General features: G+C 66.5%; 21 protein-coding genes. 7 read left to right on the forward strand and 14 right to left on the reverse strand.

Translation table 11 applies throughout. The annotated features are described in order from the left end of the window. Positions 1 to 7 precede the first annotated feature (7 nt). From JVX91_RS16620 to JVX91_RS16630, 3 genes are all read left to right on the forward strand, one after another. Positions 8 to 1,021, forward strand: a complete 1,014-nt coding sequence (locus tag JVX91_RS16620) for an ABC transporter substrate-binding protein (protein ID WP_205335294.1) — start codon at positions 8 to 10, stop codon at positions 1,019 to 1,021. Then, positions 1,018 to 1,866 (forward strand): ABC transporter permease subunit, encoded by an 849-nt coding sequence (locus JVX91_RS16625; protein ID WP_205335295.1) that lies wholly within the window; start codon positions 1,018 to 1,020, stop codon positions 1,864 to 1,866. The genes JVX91_RS16620 and JVX91_RS16625 overlap by 4 nt, the downstream gene beginning before the upstream one ends. A 142-nt stretch (positions 1,867 to 2,008) precedes the next feature. Further along, a complete protein-coding gene (locus JVX91_RS16630; RefSeq protein WP_205335296.1) occupies positions 2,009 to 2,704 on the forward strand; it encodes a hypothetical protein in 696 nt (231 codons plus the stop codon). Positions 2,705 to 2,805: 101 nt separating this feature from the next. On the opposite strand, the gene JVX91_RS16635 is transcribed toward JVX91_RS16630, so the two are convergent. The 6 genes from JVX91_RS16635 to JVX91_RS16660 all read right to left on the reverse strand — a co-directional run bounded on the left by JVX91_RS16635 (position 2,806) and on the right by JVX91_RS16660 (position 8,311). Beyond that, positions 2,806 to 5,346, reverse strand: a complete 2,541-nt coding sequence (locus tag JVX91_RS16635; protein ID WP_205335297.1) for a TonB-dependent siderophore receptor — start codon at positions 5,344 to 5,346, stop codon at positions 2,806 to 2,808. Between the two features lie 209 nt (positions 5,347 to 5,555). After that, a complete protein-coding gene (locus JVX91_RS16640) occupies positions 5,556 to 6,530 on the reverse strand; it encodes a FecR domain-containing protein (RefSeq protein ID WP_205335298.1) in 975 nt (324 codons plus the stop codon). Then, positions 6,527 to 7,060, reverse strand: a complete 534-nt coding sequence (locus JVX91_RS16645) for a sigma-70 family RNA polymerase sigma factor (protein WP_205335299.1) — start codon at positions 7,058 to 7,060, stop codon at positions 6,527 to 6,529. The genes JVX91_RS16640 and JVX91_RS16645 overlap by 4 nt, the downstream gene beginning before the upstream one ends. Positions 7,061 to 7,317: 257 nt before the next feature. Further along, positions 7,318 to 7,467 (reverse strand): type B 50S ribosomal protein L36, encoded by a 150-nt coding sequence (ykgO, locus tag JVX91_RS16650; protein ID WP_205335300.1) that lies wholly within the window; start codon positions 7,465 to 7,467, stop codon positions 7,318 to 7,320. Beyond that, complete coding sequence (locus JVX91_RS16655; protein WP_205335301.1) at positions 7,467 to 7,730, reverse strand: type B 50S ribosomal protein L31; 264 nt, start codon at positions 7,728 to 7,730, stop codon at positions 7,467 to 7,469. The genes ykgO and JVX91_RS16655 overlap by 1 nt, the downstream gene beginning before the upstream one ends. Positions 7,731 to 7,825: 95 nt before the next feature. Further along, entirely contained in the window at positions 7,826 to 8,311 is a 486-nt protein-coding gene (locus tag JVX91_RS16660) for a GFA family protein (RefSeq protein WP_205335302.1), read from the reverse strand. A gap of 196 nt (positions 8,312 to 8,507) precedes the next feature. Here JVX91_RS16660 and JVX91_RS16665 point away from each other — a divergent pair, with 196 nt between their 5' ends. After that, the gene (locus tag JVX91_RS16665; protein ID WP_205335303.1) at positions 8,508 to 9,653 is read left to right on the forward strand and encodes a hypothetical protein; all 1,146 of its coding nucleotides are present in this window, start codon (positions 8,508 to 8,510) and stop codon (positions 9,651 to 9,653) included. Positions 9,654 to 9,716: 63 nt separating this feature from the next. On the opposite strand, the gene yghU is transcribed toward JVX91_RS16665, so the two are convergent. From yghU to JVX91_RS16705, 8 genes are all read right to left on the reverse strand, one after another. Further along, positions 9,717 to 10,559 carry a glutathione-dependent disulfide-bond oxidoreductase gene (gene yghU, locus JVX91_RS16670; protein ID WP_205335304.1) on the reverse strand — a complete coding sequence of 281 codons (843 nt, stop codon included), beginning with the start codon at positions 10,557 to 10,559 and terminating at the stop codon, positions 9,717 to 9,719. Between the two features lie 275 nt (positions 10,560 to 10,834). Further along, positions 10,835 to 12,190 (reverse strand): DUF1329 domain-containing protein, encoded by a 1,356-nt coding sequence (locus JVX91_RS16675; protein WP_205335305.1) that lies wholly within the window; start codon positions 12,188 to 12,190, stop codon positions 10,835 to 10,837. A gap of 14 nt (positions 12,191 to 12,204) precedes the next feature. Continuing rightward, the gene (locus tag JVX91_RS16680) at positions 12,205 to 14,055 is read right to left on the reverse strand and encodes a DUF1302 domain-containing protein (protein ID WP_205335306.1); all 1,851 of its coding nucleotides are present in this window, start codon (positions 14,053 to 14,055) and stop codon (positions 12,205 to 12,207) included. 114 nt (positions 14,056 to 14,169) lie between these two features. Further along, positions 14,170 to 14,325, reverse strand: a complete 156-nt coding sequence (locus JVX91_RS16685) for a hypothetical protein (RefSeq protein ID WP_205335307.1) — start codon at positions 14,323 to 14,325, stop codon at positions 14,170 to 14,172. A 56-nt stretch (positions 14,326 to 14,381) separates the two neighbouring features. Further along, positions 14,382 to 16,283: an acyl-CoA synthetase gene (locus tag JVX91_RS16690; RefSeq protein WP_205335308.1), complete on the reverse strand. Its 1,902-nt coding sequence runs from the start codon at positions 16,281 to 16,283 to the stop codon at positions 14,382 to 14,384. Next, positions 16,283 to 17,248: a fumarylacetoacetate hydrolase family protein gene (locus JVX91_RS16695; protein WP_205335309.1), complete on the reverse strand. Its 966-nt coding sequence runs from the start codon at positions 17,246 to 17,248 to the stop codon at positions 16,283 to 16,285. The genes JVX91_RS16690 and JVX91_RS16695 overlap by 1 nt, the downstream gene beginning before the upstream one ends. Positions 17,249 to 17,393: 145 nt before the next feature. Further along, complete coding sequence (locus JVX91_RS16700) at positions 17,394 to 18,485, reverse strand: VOC family protein (RefSeq protein WP_205335310.1); 1,092 nt, start codon at positions 18,483 to 18,485, stop codon at positions 17,394 to 17,396. 80 nt (positions 18,486 to 18,565) lie between these two features. After that, positions 18,566 to 19,180 (reverse strand): TetR/AcrR family transcriptional regulator, encoded by a 615-nt coding sequence (locus JVX91_RS16705; RefSeq protein WP_205335311.1) that lies wholly within the window; start codon positions 19,178 to 19,180, stop codon positions 18,566 to 18,568. 261 nt (positions 19,181 to 19,441) lie between these two features. Here JVX91_RS16705 and JVX91_RS16710 point away from each other — a divergent pair, with 261 nt between their 5' ends. Genes JVX91_RS16710 through JVX91_RS16720 form a run of 3 tightly spaced genes read left to right on the forward strand, consistent with a single transcriptional unit; the run spans position 19,442 to position 23,092 of the window. Beyond that, on the forward strand, positions 19,442 to 21,067 hold the full coding sequence (locus JVX91_RS16710; protein ID WP_205335312.1) for a bifunctional 3-(3-hydroxy-phenyl)propionate/3-hydroxycinnamic acid hydroxylase: 1,626 nt from the start codon (positions 19,442 to 19,444) through the stop codon (positions 21,065 to 21,067). Continuing rightward, a complete protein-coding gene (locus tag JVX91_RS16715; protein ID WP_205335313.1) occupies positions 21,064 to 22,710 on the forward strand; it encodes an FAD-dependent monooxygenase in 1,647 nt (548 codons plus the stop codon). Before JVX91_RS16710 ends, JVX91_RS16715 begins: the two co-directional genes overlap by 4 nt. A 1-nt stretch (position 22,711) precedes the next feature. After that, the gene (locus JVX91_RS16720) at positions 22,712 to 23,092 is read left to right on the forward strand and encodes a hypothetical protein (RefSeq protein ID WP_205335314.1); all 381 of its coding nucleotides are present in this window, start codon (positions 22,712 to 22,714) and stop codon (positions 23,090 to 23,092) included. The last annotated feature ends 30 nt before the right edge of the window (positions 23,093 to 23,122 follow it).

Raw genomic sequence — 23,122 nt, forward strand, 5'->3', positions numbered from 1 at the left:
ACCTTCGATGCATCCGATCAAACGCTGGCTGGGAGGCGCCGCTGTCGCCCTCGGTCTGCTCGCCACGGGCGTGCAGGCGGCCGATGAGCGCGCGCCGATTCATTTCGGCGAACTGACCTGGGAAAGCGGCAACCTGATCACCGAGGTGCTGCGCCTGCTGGTGGAAGCGGGCTATGGCTATCCCACCGACACGCTGCCCGGCAGCACGGTGAGCCTGGAGGCGGCGCTGGCGCGCAACGACATCCAGGTCATCGGCGAGGAATGGGCCGGGCGCAGTCCGGCCTGGGTGAAGGCGCAGGCCGAGGGCAAGGTCTTCGGTCTGGGCGACATCGTGAAGAACGCCGACGAAGGCTGGTGGGTGCCGGCGTACGTGATCCACGGCGATGCCGCGCGCGGGATCGAGCCCCTGGCGCCGCAGCTGCGCTCGGTCGCCGATCTGCCGCGTTACCGCGAGGTGTTCCGCGATCCCGAATCGCCGGACAAGGGCCGTTTCCTCAACAGCCCCACCGGCTGGACCTCCGAGATCGTCAACTCGCAGAAGCTCAAGGCCTATGGGCTGACCGACAGCTTCACCAACTTCCGCACCGGCTCGGGCGCGGCGCTGGATGCCGAGATCGCCTCGTCGATCCGCCGTGGCAAGCCGGTGCTGTTCTACTACTGGTCGCCGACCCCGCTGATGGGCCGCTATCAGCTGGTGCGCCTGGAGGAACCGGCGTTCGACGCCGAGGCCTGGAAGACGCTGGCCGATGCGAAGAATCCCAACCCGCGCGGCACCCGCTCGATGCCGGCGCGCCTGTCGGTGGGCGTGTCGGCGGCGTTCCACCGCGACTATCCGGAGCTGGTGGCCCTGTTCGAGAAGGTCGACATTCCCATCGGTCTGCTCAATGCCTCGCTGGCGAAGATGAGCGAATCGCGCCAGCCGCCCCGCGATGCCGCCCGCGACTTCCTGCGGGCCAATCCGCAGGTCTGGCAGGGCTGGGTGGCGGACCCGGCGCGCGCCCGGATCGAGGCGGCGCTGTGAGTTCGAGCTTCCCGCAGGGCCTGCACCATTCCATCGCGGAACCGGTCAACCACCGGGTGGATAGCCTGGTGCTGAACTATGGCGACCAGTTGCGACAGTTCTCGGAGAGCCTGCTGCAACTGGTCACGTTGCTGGAAAACCTCCTGCGCCTGCCGCCCTGGTGGTTGCTGCTGGCGGCGCTCGGCCTGCTCGCCTGGCACGCCGGGCGCAGCTGGAAGAGGGCGCTGGTACTGGTGGGGCTGCTGTTCCTGATTGGCGTGGTCGGTCTGTGGGACAAGCTGCTGCAAACCTGCGCGCTGGTGCTGGTCGCCACCGCGTTGTGCGTGCTGATCGGCGTTCCCCTCGGCGTGCTGCTGGCCTTCCGGCCCACGCCCCGGCGCGTACTGATGCCGCTGCTGGACGTCATGCAGACGCTGCCCAGTTTCGTCTACCTGATCCCGGTGCTGATGCTGTTCGGCCTGGGCAAGGTGCCGGCGATCTTCGCCACGCTGATCTACGCCTTGCCGCCACTGGTGCGGCTCACCGACCTCGGCCTGCGCCAGGTCGATCCGTCGGTGCGCGAGGCGGCCCGCTGCCTGGGGGCCAGCCGTTGGCAGCGCCTGCGCCACGTCGAGTTGCCGTTGGCGCTGCCCAGCCTCATGGCCGGCCTCAACCAGACGGTGATGATGGCGTTGTCGATGGTGGTGGTTGCCTCGATGATCGGCGCGCGCGGCCTGGGCGAGGATGTGCTGGTCGGCATCCAGACCCTGGACGTGGGCCGCGGCGTGGAAGCCGGTCTGGCGATCGTCGCCCTGGCTGTGGTGATCGACCGGGTGACCCAGGGCTATGGCCGGGCGGCGCGCTGAAGGCGTTCCGGCGGAGCCGGATAGCTGCCGGTAGGCGGTCTATTGCGCTGACGGAACAATCGCCATCAGAGTGGATGATGGCGATTGAATATTACTGCGGGTTCGGCGAGCATCGGCGGCTTTCCCAGACAAAGGACGTCCCATGCACGCATTGAAAAGCCTGTTCCTCCTCGGTGTGGTTTCCCTCGCTGGCTGCGCGAGCCAGCCCGCCGTGCCGCCGCCGGAATACCCGGGGCTCGAGGTGTCGGACAAGATCGCCATTCACGATCTGCGACCCAAGACCGAAAGCGAGAAGGAAATCTTCAGCCTGCTGCTCACCAGCGATGCCTACGGCATCTATCGCGTGCCGGACGCAGCCACCAAACCGACCGGCATGCGCCTGCTGGCCCATCGCGCCTACGAGGCCTTCCCGGAGCTGGGCAGCCAGCCGACGATCGAAGTGGAGCACTTCGTGACCTACGCGAACATGCAGTCGCGGCTGCGTACCAGTGCGGTCCTGGCCGGCCTTACCGGTCCTATCGGCGTCGCGCTGATGAGCAAGGATCTGCCGGCCAGCGACGTGCGCACCACTCAGGTCGACAGCGCGCTGTTCGAGCAGACCGCCGGCGACGAGGAGTACACCCGCGCGTATTTCACGGCCGAGGAAAACCCGGCGAAGGCGCCGGTGAATCTCATCTACATCGACACCCAAATGCTCGGCAAGCGCGTGGCCAGCCGTTGCCTGGTTCCGCCCGTGGCTGGCAAGCCAAATCTCTACCTGGTGGAAGCGCTCGACATGTGCATCGCCAACCATCTCGCGCTGTACCGCACCAAGAGCGCGGACACGGCCGCCAAGTGAGGCGCTCGGCAGGACACCCGGATCTGCAGCGTCTGCCGGCGGCCGGCTGAACGCGCGGATCCTGGGGCGCCGACAACCGGGAGCGGTTGCCGGCGCGGTCCTCAGTAGGTGGCGCGCACTGTCAGCATGACGTTGCGTGGGTCGCCGTAGACGTTGCCGTAGGTGGAAGTGCCGACGGTCTGGTAGTACTTCTTGTCGAACAGGTTGTTGCCGTTGAGCGCGACATTCCAGTGCTCGTCCACCTGGTAGTCCACCAGGGCGTTCCAGATCGCATAGCCGCTTTGCTGGTAGTCGAACGGTACGTTGCTCTGCACCACGTTGCCGTTGCTGTCGTAGGTGGAGGCGGTGCCACTGACCTTGGTTGCGCTCTGGATATCGACCCCACCGCCGACCCTGAACTTCGACCAGTCGCCGGGCAGGCGGTAGGTGCTGAACAGCTTGGCCATGTGCTTGGGTGTGATGGTGCTCAGCTCGCCACCGTCGGTGCGGTTCTTGTTGAGGTTCAGGGTGTAGCTGGCCATCAGCATCCAGTCCGGCAGCAGCTCGCCGGAGATTTCCATGTCGATGCCCTTGCTGGTCACTTCGCCGCCGTTGACGTAGCAGCAGTTGCCGCCGAACAGCACTGATGTGGCGTCGTAGTTCGGGTCCAGCACGGCCTGGTCTTCGCGCTTGGTGTAGTAGAGCGCCACGCTGGTATTCACTGCGCCGCCGAACAGCTCGCCCTTCAGACCGGTTTCGTAGGTCTTGCCGGTCATGGGGTCGAGGGTGCTGCCGCTGCCCAGGGGGCCGGCCATGTAGTTCTGCTGCGGCTTGAAGATTTCCGCGTAGCTGGCGTAGGCGGCCCATTCATCGGTGAGGTCGTAGACGATGCCGCCGAACGGGGTGGTCTTGGTCGGCTCGCGCATGTCGACGCGCGACTGCACGTTCCAGGTGCCATTGGCCAGGCTCTGATACGTCTGGTCGAACTTGTAGCGCTGCACCCGCGCGCCGAGGATCAGGTGCAGCGGCTCGGCCAGCTGCAGGCGCAGGCTGGAGTAGAGGCCGTACTGGGTCTGGCTGTTGGGGCTGTAGTCGCGGGTAATGTCCGGGCGCACGCCGGGGTCGGTCCAGGGCGTGGAGTTCGGGTCGAACACGTCCACCGCGCCGCCGGCGCTGGCAAAGCGGGGGGTGCCTTGCCAGCGGCTATCGATGTCCTGGTAGTCGCCGCCGACGGTGAGCTGGTGGTTCAGGCCGAACAGGCTGAAGTTGCCCGAGACGTTGGCGTCCCAGAGGTTCTGCTCGCTCCACTGGGTGATCCAGGTGCCGTAGCGGGTGACGCCGGTGCCGGTCACCGGGTTCACCGAGCCCAGGGTGGTGGCGTTGTTGGTCTCGATGGTGTCGTAGATGTTGGTGTAGCTGAGGTTGAGCTTCCAGTCGTCGTTCAGGCGCTGGTCGACCTTGGCGAAGTATTCGCGGGAGAAGCCGTCGGCATAGGCCCAGGTGGTGGACAGCCCGGTGTGGCGCGGCAGGCCAAGGTCGGCGCCGTCGCTGTAGCGCGGCAGGGCGGAAGCGGTGCCGGTCTCGTGGACCTTGTTGAAGCGCAGGCCGGCGGTGAGCAGGGTCGAGTCGGTCAGGTCGGCTTCCATCACCCCGTAGACCAGCGGCTTGTCGGTGGCGCGGTTGTCGACGAAGTACTGGCGGTCCTGGTAGGCCACTACCATGCGCCCACGCAGCTTGCCGTCGAGGCCCATGGGGCCGGTGACGTCCAACTCGCTGCGGTAGTTGTCCCAGCTGCCGGCGGAGGCGCTGAACTTGAGCTGGTAGGTGTCCAGCGGGCGCTTGCGTACGAGGTTGATGATGCCGCCCGGATCGCCGGTGCCGCCGAATAGCGCCGAGCTGCCGCGCAGCACTTCGACGTGGTCGAACTCGGCCATGTCGTAGACGTTCGAGGAATAGAACGAGCCGGCGGTGGTGCCCAGGGCCATGGGCGCGGCGCCGTCGAGCTGGATGTTCTGGATGGCGAAGCCGCGCGAGTAGAAGTCCTGGATGCGGAAGGTGTTGCTCTGCACGGTGATGCCCGGCACGGCCTTCATGGCGTCGTTGAGGTCGGCGATCTGGCGGTCGTCCATCAGTTGGCGGGTGATCACCGAGACCGATTGCGGAGTCTCCTTCAGCGAGGTCGGCGTCTTCGAGCCGACGCTGGTCAGGCCCGGCGTGTAGCTGCCGGAGTTCTCCGTGGCCTGGCCCATGCCCTGGCCCATGATGGTGGTCTCGCTCATTTCCAGGGCGCTGTCGTCCTTGGGAATCACCACCAGTTGGTAGCGGTCGCCGTTGCCTTGCGTCGTGCTGAGTCGCGCGGCGAGGCCGCTGCCCATCAGCATCAGGTCCAGCGCTTCCTCGGCGCTGTAGTTGCCGCGCACGGCCTGGCTGTGGCGGTCGCGGGTCAGCTCGGCGTCGGCGGCGAGCAGCAGGCCGGTCTGCGCGGCGAGCTCGTTGAGCTGGCGGGCGAGGGGGCCGGCGGGGATGTCGAAGTTCTGCCGCTGGGCTTGCTCGGCGATTGCGGTGGAGGGCACCGAGAGCGGGCCGACGGCGGCGAGGCTCAGGGCGATGGCGAGAAACAGGGGATGCTTTTTGCTCGGGAAGTGCTGGTCTTGGCGTGACATTCCGGTTCCTTGGCGTCCGGTTATTAGGGGTGTTTCCTAGTAATCCGAAGCAGGACGGAAAATCGGAACCATTCTCGAAAACTTTTTTCCCAGGGTAAGCCGCCTGGCCTGGCGGACCGCTGGAGGTTCGCGAGCAAGCTCGCTCCTACAGGCTGACTGCGCGCTCTTCGTAGGAGCGAGCTTGCTCGCGAATAGAGGTGCCGGGTCGGCTAGCTGCGCGGGACCACCGTCACCCACCAGTCGAAGCGGCGCTGCACGCGCACCGGCAGGGCTTCTTCGAGCTGCGCCAGGGCCTGGTCGGTGTTGGCCAGCGAGAAGCTGCCCATGACGCGCAGATTGGCCACGGCCGGATCGACGCCGAGATGCCCGCGCCGGTAACCGCCCAGCTCCTCGATGAACTGCGACAGCGGCATGTCCTCGGCCAGCAGCAGACCCCGGCTCCAGGACTCGCGGCGGATCTCGGCGGGGGTCAGCGGATCGCTGTCCCGGGCATCGAAGATCACGGCCTGGCCCGCTTGGACGACAAGGCTGCGACCACTGTCCTGGCAGGTCGTGCGCACGGCGCCCTGGTACACGTTGAGTTGGGTGCGAGGGCCATCCTCGCGCACGCTGAAGCGCGTCCCGAGTGGCTGCAGGAGTCCTGCGCGGGTGCGCACCTGGAACGGGCGGCTGTCGCCGTGGCCGGTCTCGATCAGCACTTCACCGGCATACAGCACCAGCTCGCGGCGTGAGGCATCGAAGTCGACGTCCAGCGCGCTGCCGGTGTTCAGCCACAGGCGCGTGCCGTCGCTGAGCTGTTCGCTGCGGCGCTCGCCGATGGCGGTGCGGTATTGGGCGCGCCAGGCGTACAGGCCGTCGAGGGCGTCGTGTCGCCAGGCGAGCCAGCCGAATACACCCGCGCCCGCCAGCACGCTGAACTGGCTGAGCAGCCGCCGCCGCGTCTGCTTGCCGGTGCGCAGGGTGGCAAGTGTCTGGTGCGCCTCCTTTCCCTGTTGCTGCAGGTCGCCGAAGCGCTGGCCGATGCGCTCGACGTAGCTCCACGCCAGGCGTTGCGCCTCGCCCTGGTCGATCCAGCCGCGCCATTGCGCGCGCAATTCCAGGTCGCCGGGAGCGGCCTGGAGGCGGGCATACCATTGCGCCGCCAGTTCCAGGGTGGCGTAGTCGAAACCTGCGCGCTCGCTCACAGCAGCACGCCGTCCAGCTCCGCTTCCAGCAGGGCGCACTGGAACATGCCTTGGGCGATGTACTTGGTCACCGTGCGCACGGACACGCCCAGGCGCTCGCCGATCTCGGCGTAGCCCATGCCCTGCAGCTGGGACAGGGTGAAGGCTTCGGCGACCTTGGGTGGCAGGCGTTCGAGCATGTCCTGCAACTGGCCGAGGGTCTCGAGGATGATCGCCTGGTGTTCCTGGGACGGCCAATGGCTTTCCGGCACCATGGCCAGCGCTTCCAGCCAGGCCTTTTCCAGCTGCTTGCGGCGCCAGAAGTCCACGCACAGATGCAGCGACACGCGGCTCAGGTAGGCCCGGGCGTGCAGGTCGCTGTCGAATTCCCGTGGCTGCACCAGCAGGCGTACGAAGACGTCCTGGGCCAGCTCCGCGGCGTCGCTGGCGTTGCCCAGCCGGCGCGTGATCCAGTGCTGGATCCAGCTGTGATTCTCCAGGTACAGGTCGGCCACTTTGGCTCGGTAGGCGCAGGCGATGGGGTGGGTCATGGAAGGCCAGGCAAGAGGGTTCGGCGCAAATGCGAATTATTATCAAAATAACCGAAGGCCCGGCCTCAGGGCAATAACGCAGGCAGGAAATGATGGCGTGGCGATGTCGCCGGCATAGCGGGTGCACCGAGGCGCAAGGGCCTTCGAGCCCTTCGCGACGGCGGTGATCGGGGAAGACCCCGGGCGACGCTGGTCGTCCCGGGAAGTGAGTGCAGCGTTGCCCGGACGAACCGGGTCGGGCAACGCCGGCTTTCGCTTCAGCGCTTGATCTTCGGCTTCGGCCGACCCTGCACGCACTTGAAGCGCGGGTTGGACTTGCAGATCACGTAGAGCCGCCCACGGCGCTGTACCACCTGGCAATCGCGATGGCGCCGCTTGGCGGTTTTCAGCGAGGCGAGGACTTTCATCACGCCCCCTTGTTGCCGACGAAGCCGGCGAAGCGCTTGTTGAAGCCCGCCACGCGGCCCTCGGATTTGCTCTTGCGCTGTTCGCCGGTGTAGATCGGGTGCGAGGCGCTGGAGACGTCCAGGGTCATGTAGGGGTAGGTCTTGCCGTCGGTGTGGGCGTGGGTCTTGTCCGTCTGCACGGTCGAGCGGATCAGGAAGAACACATCGGCGGAGGTGTCGTGGAACAGCACTTCGCGGTATTCGGGATGGATGCCTGGTTTCATGACGAATCTCCTCTGTTTGCAATGTAATAATATTACACTTTCGCGGAGTCGATTCGCAACGGGCGCCGTTTCCCGGTGGTCGGATCGGCCCTGGCTCAGCGCTCCAGGTCCAGCCGCTGATGCCATTGGGCGATGGACTCTTTCGGGTAGCCGGCGAACTGAAGATCGTGCGGGCCGGCCTGCACTTCCACCCAGCCGGCCTTCGAACGCAGCAGCAGGTGCGTGTGTTCCGGCGGCACGGGCAGCGCGGTATCGATAGCCGAGGCGAAGGGATGGATCAGCTCCGGCCACTGCGCGTCGTACAGCCACAAGCCGCTGCCGCACTGGCTGCAGAAATGCCGTTCGGCGCCGCTGGTGTGCGTGCGCGCGCCCGGTTCACGGATCTTCGCGTGGTAGATGCTGATGTGCTTGCGCCCGCGCACCTTCAGGCTGGCGGCATCGCCGCCGAGATTGATCGCATAGCCTCCGCCGCCCTGCGTCTTGCGGCAGATCGAGCAATAGCAGCGCTGGTAGGGATAGGGATGGGCGCTGTGCAGACTGAATGTCACGGCGCCGCAGTGGCAGGAACCTTCAAGCAACATCGCAGCTCTCCTGGGGGGATGGTTGAGGGTGGCCCCCGGGAATCTCCCGTTGACTCACTCCGTTCGCCGGATTCGCCGGCGCGTTTCGGGGCGAAGGCGCATCGCGTTGCCGGAAACAGTGCACGACTCGGCGAAGGACAATGGGTTAGCTTAGCGGCGACAAATCATCCGACGATGCATGGAGGCAACACGAACGATGTCCGAGACAGCCATCACCCTGCGTGTGCAGTTCCGCGATGAAGCACGGGCGCAACATGTTCTGGGCAGTCTTGCCGAAGCGGCCGGCAACCATGGCCACGAGCTGTCGGCGAGCCTCGCCGCCCTGGCGCCGGTGGGGAGCCACGGGCCCGAGCAGACGATCGATATCGAGCACATGGAGCGCCAGGACACGGCGCTGGTCATCAGGGCCTACGCCGGGCGCATCGAGACGCCGCTATGGCTGATCCCGGGGCTGGTCGAGCTGGGAGCGACCCGCACCGTGCTGAGCGAGTCGCGCGATGACGGTGGCATGCACTATCACTTCATCGGGGCGAAGAAGGTGTCGAAAAAGGCCTTCGAGGCCAGCGCCGCGCTGATGCCCAAACCGCCCTTGCAGGCGAGCCCGGACCTGTTCCTGCCGGAAGGCCGCGTGGTGGTGAAAGCCACCCTGATCAGCCATGAGTGGAAGGAGTCGATGTTCGAGCGCTTCTGCGTGATGCGCATGCAGGCCGAGGATGGCCGGCACTTTCTCTACAAGGGATCGGCCGGCCTGACGGACATGACGGCGGACGACCATGTGAAGACCTGCACCTTCTCGGCCACCTTCGAACTGGGTGAGTACGACGGCAAGACCGTGGCATTCGCCCGCCGGCCGACGCGGATCCAGCTCGGCGAAATCAGTCCTGCGAAGGTCAAGAGCGTCAGGTTCAGCGGTCGCAACAAGGCATTCATGGACGATGTGTTCGGCCCGCTGATTACCCATTACCTGCAAGACCTGAGTGGCAAACCCGACGCATTAATCCAGCGCATGGGCGCGGGGTCGCTGCTGGAGATGGACCTGACGGCGCTTTTCGCCCTGCTGAAGCAGGCTCGGGCTTACTCCTTCGATGGCTTCGGCCACTATGTCTCCGTGTCCGGTGAGGGCCGCGAAGTCTTCGAGATCTACACGGTCGGCGACGTGGCGGTCGACCTCGACGCCGCACGCCGGCACCTCGATGCGCTGGATGTCACGGCGACCTACAAGGACGACTCGCCGGCCACCTACACCCTGTATTGGCTGCACGCCGGTATCCGCGTGCGCTTCAAGGTCTGGGCGAAGGGCTTCGAGTGCTTCCTGGACCGGCAGCAGGCCGCGCTCGACTGATCCAGCGGCAGGGGAGTCGGCTGTCCCGCATGGCCCCGCCCGGCGAGGTGGGGCCATGTCGTTTCAGCGCGCGAAGTCGCTGGCGTCGTGGCGTTCGGGCAGTTGTTCGTGGGCTTCGCCCCAGGTCCGGTTGACCATGACCCCTCGCTGCACGGCCGGCCGCGCGGCGACCTCGTCGGTCCAGCGGCGGACGTGGGTATAGCTCTCGACATCGAGGAACTCGGCGGCGCCGTAGACCTTGTTGTTCAGCAAGGCGCCGTACCAGGGCCAGATCGCCATGTCGGCGATGCTGTACGCGCTGCCGGCCACATAGCGGTGGTTCGCCAGTTGGCGGTTCAGCACATCCAGTTGGCGCTTCACTTCCATGGCATAGCGGTTGATCGGGTACTCGTACTTCTCCGGCGCATAGGCATAGAAGTGGCCGAAGCCACCGCCGAGGAAGGGCGCGCTGCCCATCTGCCAGAACAGCCAGTTGAGGGTTTCGGTGCGTCCGGCGATGTCCTTGGGCAGGAAGTGGCCGAACTTCTCCGCGAGGTAGAGCAGGATGGAGCCGGATTCGAAGATGCGGATTTCCGGGGTGACGCTGGTGTCCAGCAGGGCGGGGATCTTCGAGTTCGGGTTGATCTCGACGAAGCCGCTGCCGAACTGGTCGCCGTCGCTGATGCGGATCGGCCAGGCATCGTATTCCGCCTCGGTCAGGCCCAGTTCCACCAGTTCCTCAAGGAGGATGGTGACCTTGACGCCATTGGGCGTGGCCAGCGAATACAGCTGCAGCGGATGCTTGCCTCGCGGCAGTTCCTTGTCGTGCGTGGCGCCGGCGATGGGGCGGTTGATGCTGGCGAAGGCACCGCCATTGCTTTTGTCCCAGGTCCAGACGCGCGGGGGAGTGTAGGTTTCGTTCGCCATGTCGGTTCTCACCTCGAATCGAGTGGGTTGCGGTTCGCCCGCTGACCTGGCGGCGGATTCCCCTTGGGCAAGCGGGGTGGGGCCAGGTCCACGGCGGCAAATGCCAGCCTGGAGAAAACCCCACCGACACGGTTCCTGTCCAGCTTTTCCTTGCCGTGGCAGGCCACCTCGCAGGCGCCTTGCCCATCGAGCAGCTGGCTCATCGGCCCGTCGCTGCGGGTGAGTTTTCGACCTCCCTGGGGTGCCCGCCGGGTGGGGCGGGCACCGTCCTGTGGCTAACGAATGCCCTGGTTGCGCAAGGCGGTCGGGGTGTAGTCGACACTGCTGGCCTTGAAGCCGAACTCCACCTGGGATTTCTCCTGGTTGGTCATGCCCGACACCAGGTAGCGGCCATTGATCAGGTCATAGATTGCTTCAACGCCCAGCCAGGGAATCTGCTTGTCGTACAGCGGCGTCATGAAGCTTTCGCCTACCCGCCAGAGCGTGCCGCGACCGTCGTAGTGATCGGCGAGGACGGCCTGCCAGGTGTCCTCGTCGAGGAACAGCACGCGCCGCGCATAGATGTGCCGCTCGCCGGGGCGCAGGGTGCCTTCGACTTCCCAGACGCGGTGCTTCTCGTAGCGCACCAGGTCCTGGTTGAGATGGCCGGGCTTGACCAGCTCGTCGTAGCGGTGGGTGGTGGAATCGAGGGCGAAGCTGTTGTAGGGCACGTAGATTTCCTTCTTGCCCACCAGCTTCCAGTCGTAGCGGTCCGGCGCGCCGTTGAACATGTCCAGGTTGTCGGCCACTCGCAGGCCATCGGAGGCCGGGTAGGGGCCGTCGTAGGCGATCTGGGGAGCGCGGCGGACACGCCGTTGGCCGGCGCTGTAGATCCAGGCCATGCGTGGCTCGCGCACCTGGTCGAGGGTCTCGTGGACCAGCACCACATCGCCGGCCAGGCGCGCCGGCGCGGTCACCAGTTGCTTGTAGTAGAAGAGGACGTTGCTGTCCTTGTCGGCGCTGTAGTCGGTCAACTGGTCGCGGTAGCTGAACTGTTGCTGGAAGTAGGTCGGCGTGTAGCTGCCGGTGGCGGTCGGGGTGGCCTGGACATGCAGGCGCTGGGCGCTGCCGCCGCGATAGCGGGTGATGTGGTTCCACAGCGCCTCGACGCCGCTCTGCGGGATAGGGAAGGGGATCGCGGTCTGGAAGTCCTTCAGGCCGTTGCCGCTTTCGACCAGGCTGGCACGCCGGGCGTTGCCGGCCACCGCCTGCAGCACGCTGGCGGGGTAGGTCGCCGAGCGGTGCGTCGGGTACACGGTGATGTGATAGTCGGCGTAGCGCTTGAGCATGGCCTGCTGGCCGGGCGTCAGGTTGGCGGCGTACTGCGCCATGTTCTGCGCGGTGATGGTGAACAGCGGTTTGTCCGCGGCGAAGGGATCGCTCAGGCGGCCATCCGCGCCGCGGGTGCCGGCGTTGGTCGGCAGGCCGCCGTCCCAGGCGGGAATGCTGCCATCGGCGTTACCGGCCCGCAGTGCGCCGAGCGGCGTCAGCTCGCCGCCCAGTTTGGCCGCTTCCGATTCGGGAACGGCTGCCTGGAGGCTGAAGGGCAGGGCAAGGAGCAGCAGGGAAGCGCACGCAAGTTTCTTGTTCATCTAATGGTCTCCGCTTAGAACGACACGCCAAGGCTCAGGGCCACGAAGTCCCGGTCGGTATTCACGTTGTATTTGCCGCCGAAGAAGTTCGTGTAGGAAAGGCTCATGTTGTAGGTGTTGAGGTAGGTGCCATCGATGCCGACGCTGATCGCCCGCGCGCCCTGGTTGAAGCCCGGCTCCGGGGCGTAGCCGTGTACGTCATGGGACCAGGCCAGGTTGGGGCGGACGGTGGCGCCGTCGATGAGATCGGCGTATTCCCAGATGGCGCGCATCTGGTAGCCCCAGGCGTTGCTGGTGACGAAGCCGGAATCGTTGCAGTACTGCGGTGTCACGCTGCTGCCGCTGCACAGGTCGTTGTCGGGGTACAGCGCGCCCTGGCCGAACACCGGGCTGCGGCCGTAGCGCAGCTCATCGTCGCCACCCAGGCCGCCGACGTGGGTCAGGCCGATTTCACCGATCAGGGTCAGGCGGTCGGCGCCCATCACCTGGTCGAAGAAGTGCGTGGCGGTGACCTGTGCCTGGGTCACTTCCTTGCGCCGATAGCCTTTGAGCAGGGCGTCGTTGGCCGGTGCCGGGGCATCGCCGTAGACCGGTGTCAGCGCCGGGATGCCCAGGGTGGCGGTAACCAGGTCCACCGGGTTGATCTGCACCGGCATGTTCGGCCGGTAGCTGATCTCGCCGGCCAGGGTGGTACCGGTGGGCAGGCTGGTGCTGAAACTCAGGCCATAGAGCTGGATGTCTTCGGGGTAGTCGGCGAAGTACTGCGCGCTGCCCAGTCGATAGGCCTGGGTCAGCTGCTGGCCGGCGCCGCTGCCGATCACCGCACCGCACAGGGCGTTGGGTATGCCGAGGTTGCCGCACAGCTGCGGGGCGAAGCCCAGGTCGGCGGCGTGCGGCCCGCTGCGTACGCTGAGGTAGGGCTGGCGGCTGTGGTAGTTGATGAAGTAACCGGCGAATTCGCTGTCCAGTTCCGGGGCGAACCAGCGCAGCGCAGTGCCCCACTGGCCGCTGTCGCGCGCCTCGCGGTCCTTGCCGCGGGGGATGACGATACCTTCGTCGGTCAGGTTGATCCCCGCTGGCGCGAGGGCCTGCACCGCCAGCGGGTTCTGGTTGATCACCGGGCCGGCGGCCAGGCCGTTGCAGCCGTCGGCCATCACGTCGGTGGTGGAGAAGAAGGTGCCGCAGTTGTCGATCACCGTCTTCTGCCATTCCAACTGGTAGAAGGCCTCGGCGGACAGGTGCTCGCTGAAGTTCTGCGAGACGTAGAACATGTTCACCGGGATCAGCCCTTCCTTGATCTCCGACCCCGGCCGGCGGAAGGCGGCGACGTCCACCGGGTTGATGGCATTGATGCCGCCCTGGATGAAGGTGCTCTCGCCCCAGCTCACCACCTGCTTGCCCAGGCGCACGGTGCCGGGCAGCTCGCCGATGCTGTAGTTGTGGTAGAGGAAGGCATCGAGAATCTCCCCGCCGGAGGACTTGGCGCCTTCCTCGCGGCCGTGGTCGTCGATGTCCTTGAAGTGCAGGTGCTCGTCCTTGAGCTTGAAGTCGTACCAGTATTTCCCCCGGACGAAGGCGCCGCTGTCGCCGTACTTCAGCTCCAGGTCATGGATGCCCTTGAACACCTTGGAGAAGGTGTCGCCTTCGCGGAAGTTGCGTTTGCCGTCGTCGGAGCTGTGGCTGTGCAGCAGCCGTGCATCGGCATTGCGCATGGCCCAGCTGGCGCCGACCGACAGGCTGGAATCGAACTGTCCCTCGATTTCGCCGAGGCTGAAGGTGAAGGCCTGGGCGTTGCCGCCGACGCTGGCGAGGGAGATGGCGGCGGGCAGTGCGAGCAGGCGCAAGGCGGGTGGTTTACGGTTCATCTGACACGACCTCTTGTTGTTGTTCTGTCGTATGCCGCGCCTTTTCCGGGCGCAGCCGTTCCCCGCTGGCCCGCGTGGCTCGAGCCAGTTGATGAAGGTGGTTGAGGTGTTGCGCTAGAGGCTCAGGTCGAGGGCGTCCTCCCCGAGCGTGATCTCGCCCGAATACTCATCGGCCATGCCGCTGGCGACGAGGCGCCGGGCGAGGAAAGTCGGGGTGCGAGACCCTTGGGCAAGCAGCAGGGCAGGGACGCAGGGCAAACGGGAACGCATGGCACTTCCTTCGGATTCTTGTTGTTCGGTGCGAGCGGTTCTGGGCGTTGCGAAGATCAGCTATGCCAGTCCACCACGAAGCTGTAGCGACCCAGTGCCCGGGCCAGCGTCTCTCTGCCGGCGCCGGCGCGAACCTGCGCCACCAATCCACGGCGGGCGTCCTGCACCACCTCCACGGCGATCCCGGCGAGCCCCTGGTTGTCCGCTTCCTGCTGGATGACTCGGGCGATTTCCCGCTGTTGCAGCGCGGGCTTGAAGATCTTGCCCACCGGTGTCACCGGCAGCGCATCGAGGATCTCGATGCGCTTGGGCACCGCGGCGCGCTCGCTGATCCGCTGGTTGGCAAAATCCAGCAGCTCGGTGCTGTCTGCACGCTGGCCGGCGGCCAGTTGTACGTAGGCCACGGGAATCTCGCCGGCATGCGGATCGGGGCAGCCGACTGCCGCGACCAAAGCCACCGCCGGATGCGCCTGCAAGGCCTCCTCGATCTGCTTGGGATCGATGTTGTGACCGCCGCGGATGATCAGCTCCTTCTTGCGCCCGGTGAGCCAGAAGTAACCCTGGGCGTCCTGTCGGCCGAGGTCGCCGGTGTTCAGCCAGCGTCGGCCGCCGATGTCGATCCACAGGCCCTTGTTGTGGCTGTCGTCGAGATAACCGAGAAACACGTTCGGGCCGTGGATGGCGATCACCCCGACCTCGTCGGTATCGGCGTCGCGCAGGTACGCGCCCTGGTCGTCGAGGATCACCGCGCGCATGTCCTGGTAAGCCAGGCGCAGGCCGATGGAGCCGATGGGGCGCTCGCCCTCGGGCGGGTTGCTCGACGATACGCAGGCGCCTTCGGTGAGCCCGTAGCCCTCCAGGATGCGCACACCGACCTTGCGCTCGAACTCGCGGAACAGCTCCACCGGCATCGGCGCCGCGCCGCACAGCGCGTATTGCAGGCTGGACAGGTCGTGGCCGGTCGTGGGTTGTTGCAGCAGGGCCGAATAGACCGTCGGCACGCCGGAGAAGAAGTGGATGCCGAAGTGCTGCACCATGGCCCAGAAATTCGCGATCACCCCATCGCCACGATAGCCCTGGGGCGTGCCGATGATCACCCGGTCGCCGTGGGTCCAGGGCATCAGCCCGGTGACCAGTTGACCGTTGACGTGGAACAGCGGCAGGCCGCAGAAGATCACCTGGCCGGGTTGGCGCGGCTGCATGTTGGCGGCCATCGCCCAGGCGTTGAATACTTCCGAGCCGTGGCTGCGCCGGGCGATCTTCGGCAAGCCGGTGGTGCCGCCGGTGCAGAAGTAAGACGAAGGCTCGTCGGCGCGAATCTGCCGGCCGCTGTTCAGGCGATCACCACTTTCACGGCGCATCAGCTGGCGCAGGTCGTGGATACGCAGGTGCTTGTGCCGGCTGCGTTCGCGGCGGGCCATCCAGCGCAGCGCGAGCCCCGGCAGGTTGCCCACGTAGGGCGCCATGCTCACCCACAGCACATCGCGCACGCTCGGCAGGCCGTCGAGCTGGCTGGCGAGTTTTGGCCACAGGTCGCTGCCCGGTGTTGGCGCCAGGGTCACCACCAGGCGAGCGTTGGCGGCGCGCAGCAGGTCGGCGATCTGCGGGGCCTCCAGCAGCGGGTTGATCGCCAGCACCACGCCTGCCGCTTCGCCGCCCCAGATGACGAAATGGGTTTCCGGCAGGTTCGGCAGCAGGAAGGCGACCACGTCCTTCGGACCGATGCCCAGGCGGTGGAAGGCGTTGGCAGCGCGGGTGATGTCGGCGAACAGCTGGGCGTAGGTCCAGTCGTGGGTGCGACGGAAGTGCTTCGCCTCGAGAAAGAAGCTCAGCGCCGTCGACGTGGCGTATTCGCCGGCGCAACGGCGCAGCGCCTCGTAGGTGCTGGCGGGCAGCTCGCGGCGCGCCAGCGGCACGCTCTCCAGCGCCTCGATGTCGGCGAGATTCTTCACGGGCATCAGGCTTGCTCCACCACGCGGTTGCGCTGCACGCCAAGGTCGATCACGCCATCGGCGCTGCGGATGCTCGCTTCCACCACATCGCCCGCCTTCAGGTACTGGCTGCGGCCTTCCTGGGCTTTCATGAAGGCCTGCCACTTGACCCGCTCCGGCAGCAGCGCGGCGATGCGCTGCTTGGCCGGAGAGGGGATCGACAGCGCGCAACCAGCCGGCGTGCCGGTGGCGATCAGGTCGCCGGCGACGAAGTCCTGCACGCCGGAGAGTTCGCTCAGGGTTGCCGCCGGGCCGTGCACCAGGTTGGCGGTGCTGTCGCTCTGACGCACCTCGCCGTTCACCGTCAGGCGCAGGCGCAGGTCCTTCAGGTAGTGCATGTCCGCCCGGCCCAGCAGGCACAGGTACGGCCCCACCGGGCCGAAGGTGCGGAAGCTCTTGCCCTTGTAGAACTGCATCTGTGGAATCTGGATGTCGCGCGCCGAGTAGTCGTTGACGATCACCACGCCGGCGATGAACTCGTGCAGGTTGGCGTCGGTCACCGCGACCTTGCCGGTGATCTCGCGGCGCAGCACCAGGCCCAGTTCGATCTCGTAGTCGAGGAAGCGCACGTTGCGTGGTTTGATCAGGTCGCTGTCGGCGGCAACGATGCAGCTCTGCGCCTTGGTGAAGATCATGTTGAAGTGCTTGGCGTCCGGGTCCATGCCCGACTCGATCATGTGCTGCCGGTAGTTGGCGCCCTGGCAGACGAACTGCTGGTCGCGGGTGATCGGCGAGAGCAGTGTCACCTCGTCCAAGGCCAGTTCGCCGCCCTGCCACTGGGCGAGTTCCTCGACGCTGGTCTGGCGGATCAGCTCGCCGGTGCTGGCGAAGCGACCCGGAATACGGCTGATGCGCCCCTGGCGGAGCACACCCCAGTGGTGGTCGTTCTGGTGTTCGAAGCGGACTACATGAATGGGGCTGTGGACGGGCATGGAAGCGACTCCTGGTGCAGCGGTTGGCCGCGTCGGCGCGGCGATTGTCGTTGTCGGTTGCGTATGGCTGGTGCGAGCCAGCAGCACTCCGCCCGCAAGCAGGGCGGCACGGCTGAGCAGGCTGCGGCGGCGCACGCGGAGGGCCCTAGCCGAACATCCGCGCCAGCGTGACCAGCTTGCGCAGCGTCAGGTCAGGGCTGTGGCGCAGGTTGTGCAGCAGGGCGCGCAAGCTGCGCAGGTTCATCGGCGGCTTGGTGAAGCTCTTGGGCATGCGCTGGCCCCACTGCGCCATGGCTTCGGGGCTGACCGCGTGCAGGCCGGTGGGACGTTCGGCGGTGAACAGGTCGCCGTCGCAGTAGTGCTCGTGCTTGTCGCCCCAAGGGTCCTGCCAGTAATCGAAGATCTGGCTGCCGAGAATGTGCCGGCCCATGCCCCAGGCATGCTTCCAGCCGCGCTCGCGCAGCACCCGTTGGCCCATGCCCACCGCATCGGCGTCCACCACCTCGTAGGCGCTGTGGCTGTAGGCGGCCATGAAGCCCTGGGCCAGTGCCAGGGTGTGGTGGTCGGCGGGCGTGGCGCCCAGGTCCAGGCGCAGGAAGGCCACCGCGGGGGAGCCGTCGGGCAGTACCTGGACGTCGCTGGGGATGAAGCCGAAGTGCTCGGTGTACCAGGCGCAGGTGGCCTGGTAGTCGGCGACTTCGAGGACCACGTGGCCGAGCTTGACGATCTCCGGCGGCGCCACCGGTGGGCGTTGGGTGGCGTTGATCCGCGGGCTCTGGTCGACCTGGTTGAGCGGCAACGCCGAGCGGTGCTCCAGCGCCTTGGTCGGCTGCTGGCCGAACACCGCTTCGACGACGAAGCCGGACGGGTCGCGCAGGCACACACGCTCACCACCGCCCGGTGTACCCAGCGACTCGATGGCCGAAGCGCCGGGCAGCCGGGCGACGCGTTGCAGGTCGGCACGAGAAGCAAGGGTGAGACCGAAACCAACGAAGCGCGCCTGCTCGGCCCGCTGTACCCGGTAGCAGTAGGGCGCCGTGCCGGTGCCGCGGAAGTACAGGCAGTCCGGTTCGCGTTGCGCCAGCAGCAAGCCGAAGTCGTCCAGGAAGCGCTGGGCTGTCTCCAGGTCGGGGCGTTCGAAGATCAGGTAGGCCAGCGCGCATGCCTTGACCGTCGGCTGCGGATGCCGTGCCGGCTGGGCAGTAGCCAGGGTGGCGGGGGAGTGCTGACGGCTCATGTTTGTTGTTCTCCGTGGCTTTCGTCAGGCAAGGCTTCGCCCGCGCCCCTGGATCAGGGGCGTTGGCAGGATCGGTTGGATCAGTCCAGCGTGGGCAGGGGCGGCAGCTCTCCGCTGGCCAGCCTCCGGGCTTCCTCGGCTTCGACGCCGAGTGCGCGCAGCGTCAGTTCGGCGGCGTCGCTACCGGCATCGCGCCAGGTCCGGTGGCCTTCGAGCACCAGGAACATCGAGCCGAGCACGGTACCGGCGATCATCGAGATGGCCGAGGGCAACTGCTCACCGCGGATGCTGTAGCGACCACTGGCGACACCGCTGACCAGGTCGGCCATCGGCGGGCCGAACCACATGCCGCGCAGCGAGTCGTCGCTCATCGCGAAGCGATTGATGAAGGCGCCCCAATGAGGCTCCTCGAACGCCCGGCGGATGAAGAAGCGCATGCCGTTGGCCAGGCGCAGGGCGGGGTCGGCGTTGTCACCGAAACTCTTCACCACGCGCTCGTGCATTTCCGAGGCGAGCTGCCCGGCGACGCGGTGGAACAGGTCGTCGATGGACTGCAGGTTGTTGTAGATGGTGCCCCGCGCCACGCCGGCCTCCTGGGCCAGGTCACTGATGTTCACCTGGTTGGCGCCTTTCTCGGCGAACAGGCGCAGGGCGGCCTGGTGGATGCGGCGTTGGACGGGGTTGAGGGTTTCCATGAACAGCGACTCCAGAATCAAGCTGAGATCGATTGAACACGCGCGTTCAAAATAAGTCAACAAGGTCTATTCCATCCCATTCGCCCGGCTTTTCCCGTGCCAGCGCCGGTATTCCAGTCCTTGCCTGCACCCTGCGCCAATTCACGAAGGCTCTAGATCGGGGGTTGCCCATGAGGTGATCGTTCCGGGTTGATCTCTGGTTGACGTATTTGAACACGAGTGTTCAAAATGATTCGGCAATGTCTTGCCTTGGAGCGAGTGATGGAAGAGTCCATAACAACGACAACAACCTGTGACGTGATCATTGTCGGCCTGGGCCCCACCGGGGCGGTGCTGGCTAATCTGCTGGGGCGCTACGGCTGGTCGGTGGTCGGCCTGGAGCGTGACGAAGACCTGTACTACGCACCGCGGGCGGTGCATTTCGACGACGAGATCATGCGGATCTTCCAGTTCGCCGGACTGGCAGAAGAAATTGGCCGCACCAGTGAATCCTTCACGGACATGGAGATTCTCCAGCGGCCCGGCCGTAAACCGATCTCCCGTTCACGCATCGGCAGCCAGGACCGCCGCTACGGCCACCCCGGCGCCTGGTGGTTCCACCAGCCGACCCTGGAGCGGCATTTCCACGACGGCCTCAAGCGCTATCCCAACCTCACGCCGGTGTATGGCTGCCGCGTCACCGGCCTGGAGCAGGACGCCGACCGCGTGCGCGCCACGGCGGTGATGCGCGATGGCAGCACCCGGACATTTGAAGGCCGTTACCTGATCGGTTGCGACGGCGGCAAGAGTTTCGTCCGCCGCGAAGCGGGGCTGCGCCTGGAGTCGGCGGATTTCGACGAGGCCTGGGTAGTGGTCGACACCAAGACCCGTTCCGGGCAGAAGGACGCCCAACTGCCGGCCAACCATTCGCAGGTCTGCAACCCGGCCCAGCCGGTCACCTATGTGCCCATGGCCGGTCCGTACTACGAGTGGCAGTTCATGGTCACCGGCGGCAAGTCCGAACGCGAAGCCACTGACCCGGCACTGGTGCGCGAGCAGCTGCGCGACTTCGTCGACCTCGACACGATCGAGATCACCCGCATCGCCTACTACAAGTTCCACGGCCTGTGGGCCAGCGAATGGCGCAATGGCCGGGTCATCCTCGCCGGCGATTCGGCGCACCAGATGCCGCCGTTCCTCGGCCAGGGCATGTGTTCGGGCGTGCGCGACGCCCATAGCCTGTGCTGGCGGCTGGACCTGGTGCTGCGCGGCACGGCACAGCCGAAGCTGTTCGACGACTACGTGGCCGAGCGCTCGGCCCATGTGCGCGAGATCATCAACGGCGCCATGTTCCTCGGCAACATCATCCAGACCCGCCACCGGGGCGTGGCCTTCCTGCGCGACTGGCTGCTGTTCCGCATCGCCGGCCTGGTGCCGTTCGCCAATCGCGCCTTCACCGAGAAGGCTAATCGCAAGAAGCCGCTGGCTGCCGGTTTCTGTGGCTGGGGCCATCCGCTTTCCGGGCACCTGGCCCTGCAACCGCACGTCAGCCAGGGCGAGGAGGGCGCGCGGGTCTTGCTGGATGAAGTGCTCGGCCATGGTTTTGCCGTGCTTGCCCGGCGCGGTTGCCTGGCCAACCACGGCGCGGTCCTTGAGCGCCTGGCACGGCTGGTCGACCTGCGCGTGGTGGAGTTCGACGAGGAGCCCTCCGGCGCCGTCGTCGGTGATCCCACCGGAGCGCTGGCGGACTGGTTCGAGGACGGCGGCATGGACTTCGTGCTGATCCGCCCCGACCGCTATGTCTTCGATGCTGGCCGCGCCGCCGAACTGGGCCGCGTTGCCGAGCGCTTCGTCGCCGGGCTCGCGCTGGCTCGCCAATCCATTGCCCTGCAAGGAGTGGCGGCATGATCGATATCCCCGTACTGATCAGCGGCGCCGGCCCGGTCGGCCTGACCCTGGCATTGACGCTCAGCCGCCTGGGTGTGCGCTCGGTGTTGCTGAACGACCGCAAGGAGACCACCCGCCATCCCAAGCTGGACGTGGTGAACTGCCGCTCGATGGAAATCTTCCGCCAGCTGGGTCTTGCCGAGCGTATCCGCGCGGCAGGCAATCCGCTGACAGCCAACCAGTATTCGGCCATGGCGGCCTCGGCCAGCGGGCCTTTCTATGCGCTCATGGCTGACCGCCACCTGATCTACCAGCCGGTGCAGCAGGCCGCGGAAATCATCCGCGCCTGCCGCGATGGCAGCCTGCCGCTGGAGTCGATGCAGCGCATTGCGCAAATGCACCTCGAACCGGTGCTGATGGCCGAAGTCGAGGCCGATCCCAACATCGAATTGCGCATGGGCTGGCGGCTCTACGGTTTCGAGCAGGGCTCCACCGGCGTGGTGGCGATGGCCCATGACGTGGACAGTGGCGAGGCACAGCAGTTCTTCGCCCAGTACCTGATCGGCTGCGATGGCCCCAACAGCCGCGTGCGCAACTTCCTCAACATCGACTACGACGGCACCCGCGACCTGGTCGGCGAACTGTTCATCATCCACCTGCGTTCGGATGAGATCGCCGGCCTGTTCCCCAACCACCAGCCGTACTGGCACACCTGGCTGACCCGTCCGGGCTTCGCCGGGCTGCTGGTTTCGCCCGATGCCAGCCGCAACGACTACGTCCTGCACCGGCCCTTCGCACCGCGTCCGGGCGAATCGCTGGAGAGCGTGATCGACGCCGCGCTGGGGGTGAAGCTCAACTACGAGATCGTCCAGTCCGGACCGTGGCGCCCGCAATTCCTGGTGGCTCGCTCGTTCGGCCGGCAGCGGGTGTTCATTGCCGGCGACGCCACGCACCAGTTCATGCCCACCGGTGGCCTGGGCATGAACACCGGCGTGGCCGAGGCGCACAACCTGGCCTGGAAGCTGGCCGCCTGCCTGGCCGGCTGGGGCGGTCCGAAGTTGCTGGAAAGCTATGAAGCCGAACGCCTGCCCATCGCCCGGCGCAACCGTGACCACGTGAAGAAGTGCGCCGCGGCCACCTTCGAGTCGCAGATGCAGAGCAGTGACACGCTGCTTGCCGATGGGCCGGCGGGCGAAGCGGCACGGCGGGCCATGGGTGATGAGTTCGAGCGCAAGGTGTCGCGGCTGTACGAGTCCCTCGGCATCGAGATCGGCTATCGCTACCACGGCTCGCCGGTGATCGAGGCGGACCACGCCAGCGAGCCGGCCTACGAAGAGATTCGCTACACGCCGACCACCTGGTCCGGCGCACGTCTGCCCAGCGCCTTCCGTGACGATGGCACGGCGGTGTTCGACCAGTTGCCGCTGGATCGCTTCACCCTGCTTGCCCTCAACGCTGACGCCGCTGAGTACGAGCCCTTGCTGGCGGCCGCCGAAGAGTGCCGGGTACCGCTGGCGGTGTTGCCGCTGCACGAGCGCCACCTGGTCGACCTGTACGAGCGCCGCTTCGTGCTGGTCCGTCCGGACCAGCACGTCTGCTGGCGTGGCGACAGCCTGCCGGTGGATTGCCATTCGTTGTTCAACCGCCTGCGTGGAGCCCGCTGACATGAGCGCCTTCTTCGACTCCCTGAAACTGCGCCTGCTGTTGCTGGCCTCCGTCCCGCTGCTGCGCCGCGCCGAACGCCGCTCCGCGCGCTTCAAGGAACTGTTGCACGAGGAATCCTTTGTGTTGCAGGTGCGCACCGCCGACGGCGTTGGCGGTTACTACCAACTGCGCGGCGGCGTGCTCAGCCTGCATCGCGGCGTGCACCGCCGGCCCGATTTCACCCAGCAGTGGCAGCGCAGCGCCGATGCCCTGCGGGTCATGCTCAGCCGCGATGAAACCGACATGCTGCGCGCCGTCGAGGCGGGCGAGTGTCGGCTACAGGGCCGCTTCGCGGTCGCCCTGTGGTTCAACGAAGCCATGAAGATCGCGCGGGCCGCCTAGGCCCGCTTCCGGATCACGACAAGGACAACA

The sequence above is a fragment of the Pseudomonas sp. PDNC002 genome (assembly GCF_016919445.1).
Classification (GTDB): Bacteria; Pseudomonadota; Gammaproteobacteria; order Pseudomonadales; family Pseudomonadaceae; genus Pseudomonas.

What these genes read in the sequence shown, in the direction of transcription:
- JVX91_RS16620 (WP_205335294.1), top strand. Translation starts at nt 8, where the DNA reads ATGCATCCGATCAAACGCTGGCTGGGAGGCGCCGCTGTCGCCCTCGGT.
- JVX91_RS16630 (WP_205335296.1), top strand. Translation starts at nt 2,009, where the DNA reads ATGCACGCATTGAAAAGCCTGTTCCTCCTCGGTGTGGTTTCCCTCGCT.
- JVX91_RS16635 (WP_205335297.1), bottom strand. Translation starts at nt 5,346, where the DNA reads ATGTCACGCCAAGACCAGCACTTCCCGAGCAAAAAGCATCCCCTGTTT.
- JVX91_RS16645 (WP_205335299.1), bottom strand. Translation starts at nt 7,060, where the DNA reads ATGACCCACCCCATCGCCTGCGCCTACCGAGCCAAAGTGGCCGACCTG.
- ykgO (WP_205335300.1), bottom strand. Translation starts at nt 7,467, where the DNA reads ATGAAAGTCCTCGCCTCGCTGAAAACCGCCAAGCGGCGCCATCGCGAT.
- JVX91_RS16655 (WP_205335301.1), bottom strand. Translation starts at nt 7,730, where the DNA reads ATGAAACCAGGCATCCATCCCGAATACCGCGAAGTGCTGTTCCACGAC.
- JVX91_RS16660 (WP_205335302.1), bottom strand. Translation starts at nt 8,311, where the DNA reads ATGTTGCTTGAAGGTTCCTGCCACTGCGGCGCCGTGACATTCAGTCTG.
- JVX91_RS16665 (WP_205335303.1), top strand. Translation starts at nt 8,508, where the DNA reads ATGTCCGAGACAGCCATCACCCTGCGTGTGCAGTTCCGCGATGAAGCA.
- yghU (WP_205335304.1), bottom strand. Translation starts at nt 10,559, where the DNA reads ATGGCGAACGAAACCTACACTCCCCCGCGCGTCTGGACCTGGGACAAA.
- JVX91_RS16675 (WP_205335305.1), bottom strand. Translation starts at nt 12,190, where the DNA reads ATGAACAAGAAACTTGCGTGCGCTTCCCTGCTGCTCCTTGCCCTGCCC.
- JVX91_RS16680 (WP_205335306.1), bottom strand. Translation starts at nt 14,055, where the DNA reads ATGAACCGTAAACCACCCGCCTTGCGCCTGCTCGCACTGCCCGCCGCC.
- JVX91_RS16685 (WP_205335307.1), bottom strand. Translation starts at nt 14,325, where the DNA reads ATGCGTTCCCGTTTGCCCTGCGTCCCTGCCCTGCTGCTTGCCCAAGGG.
- JVX91_RS16690 (WP_205335308.1), bottom strand. Translation starts at nt 16,283, where the DNA reads ATGCCCGTGAAGAATCTCGCCGACATCGAGGCGCTGGAGAGCGTGCCG.
- JVX91_RS16695 (WP_205335309.1), bottom strand. Translation starts at nt 17,248, where the DNA reads ATGCCCGTCCACAGCCCCATTCATGTAGTCCGCTTCGAACACCAGAAC.
- JVX91_RS16700 (WP_205335310.1), bottom strand. Translation starts at nt 18,485, where the DNA reads ATGAGCCGTCAGCACTCCCCCGCCACCCTGGCTACTGCCCAGCCGGCA.
- JVX91_RS16705 (WP_205335311.1), bottom strand. Translation starts at nt 19,180, where the DNA reads ATGGAAACCCTCAACCCCGTCCAACGCCGCATCCACCAGGCCGCCCTG.
- JVX91_RS16710 (WP_205335312.1), top strand. Translation starts at nt 19,442, where the DNA reads ATGGAAGAGTCCATAACAACGACAACAACCTGTGACGTGATCATTGTC.
- JVX91_RS16715 (WP_205335313.1), top strand. Translation starts at nt 21,064, where the DNA reads ATGATCGATATCCCCGTACTGATCAGCGGCGCCGGCCCGGTCGGCCTG.
- JVX91_RS16720 (WP_205335314.1), top strand. Translation starts at nt 22,712, where the DNA reads ATGAGCGCCTTCTTCGACTCCCTGAAACTGCGCCTGCTGTTGCTGGCC.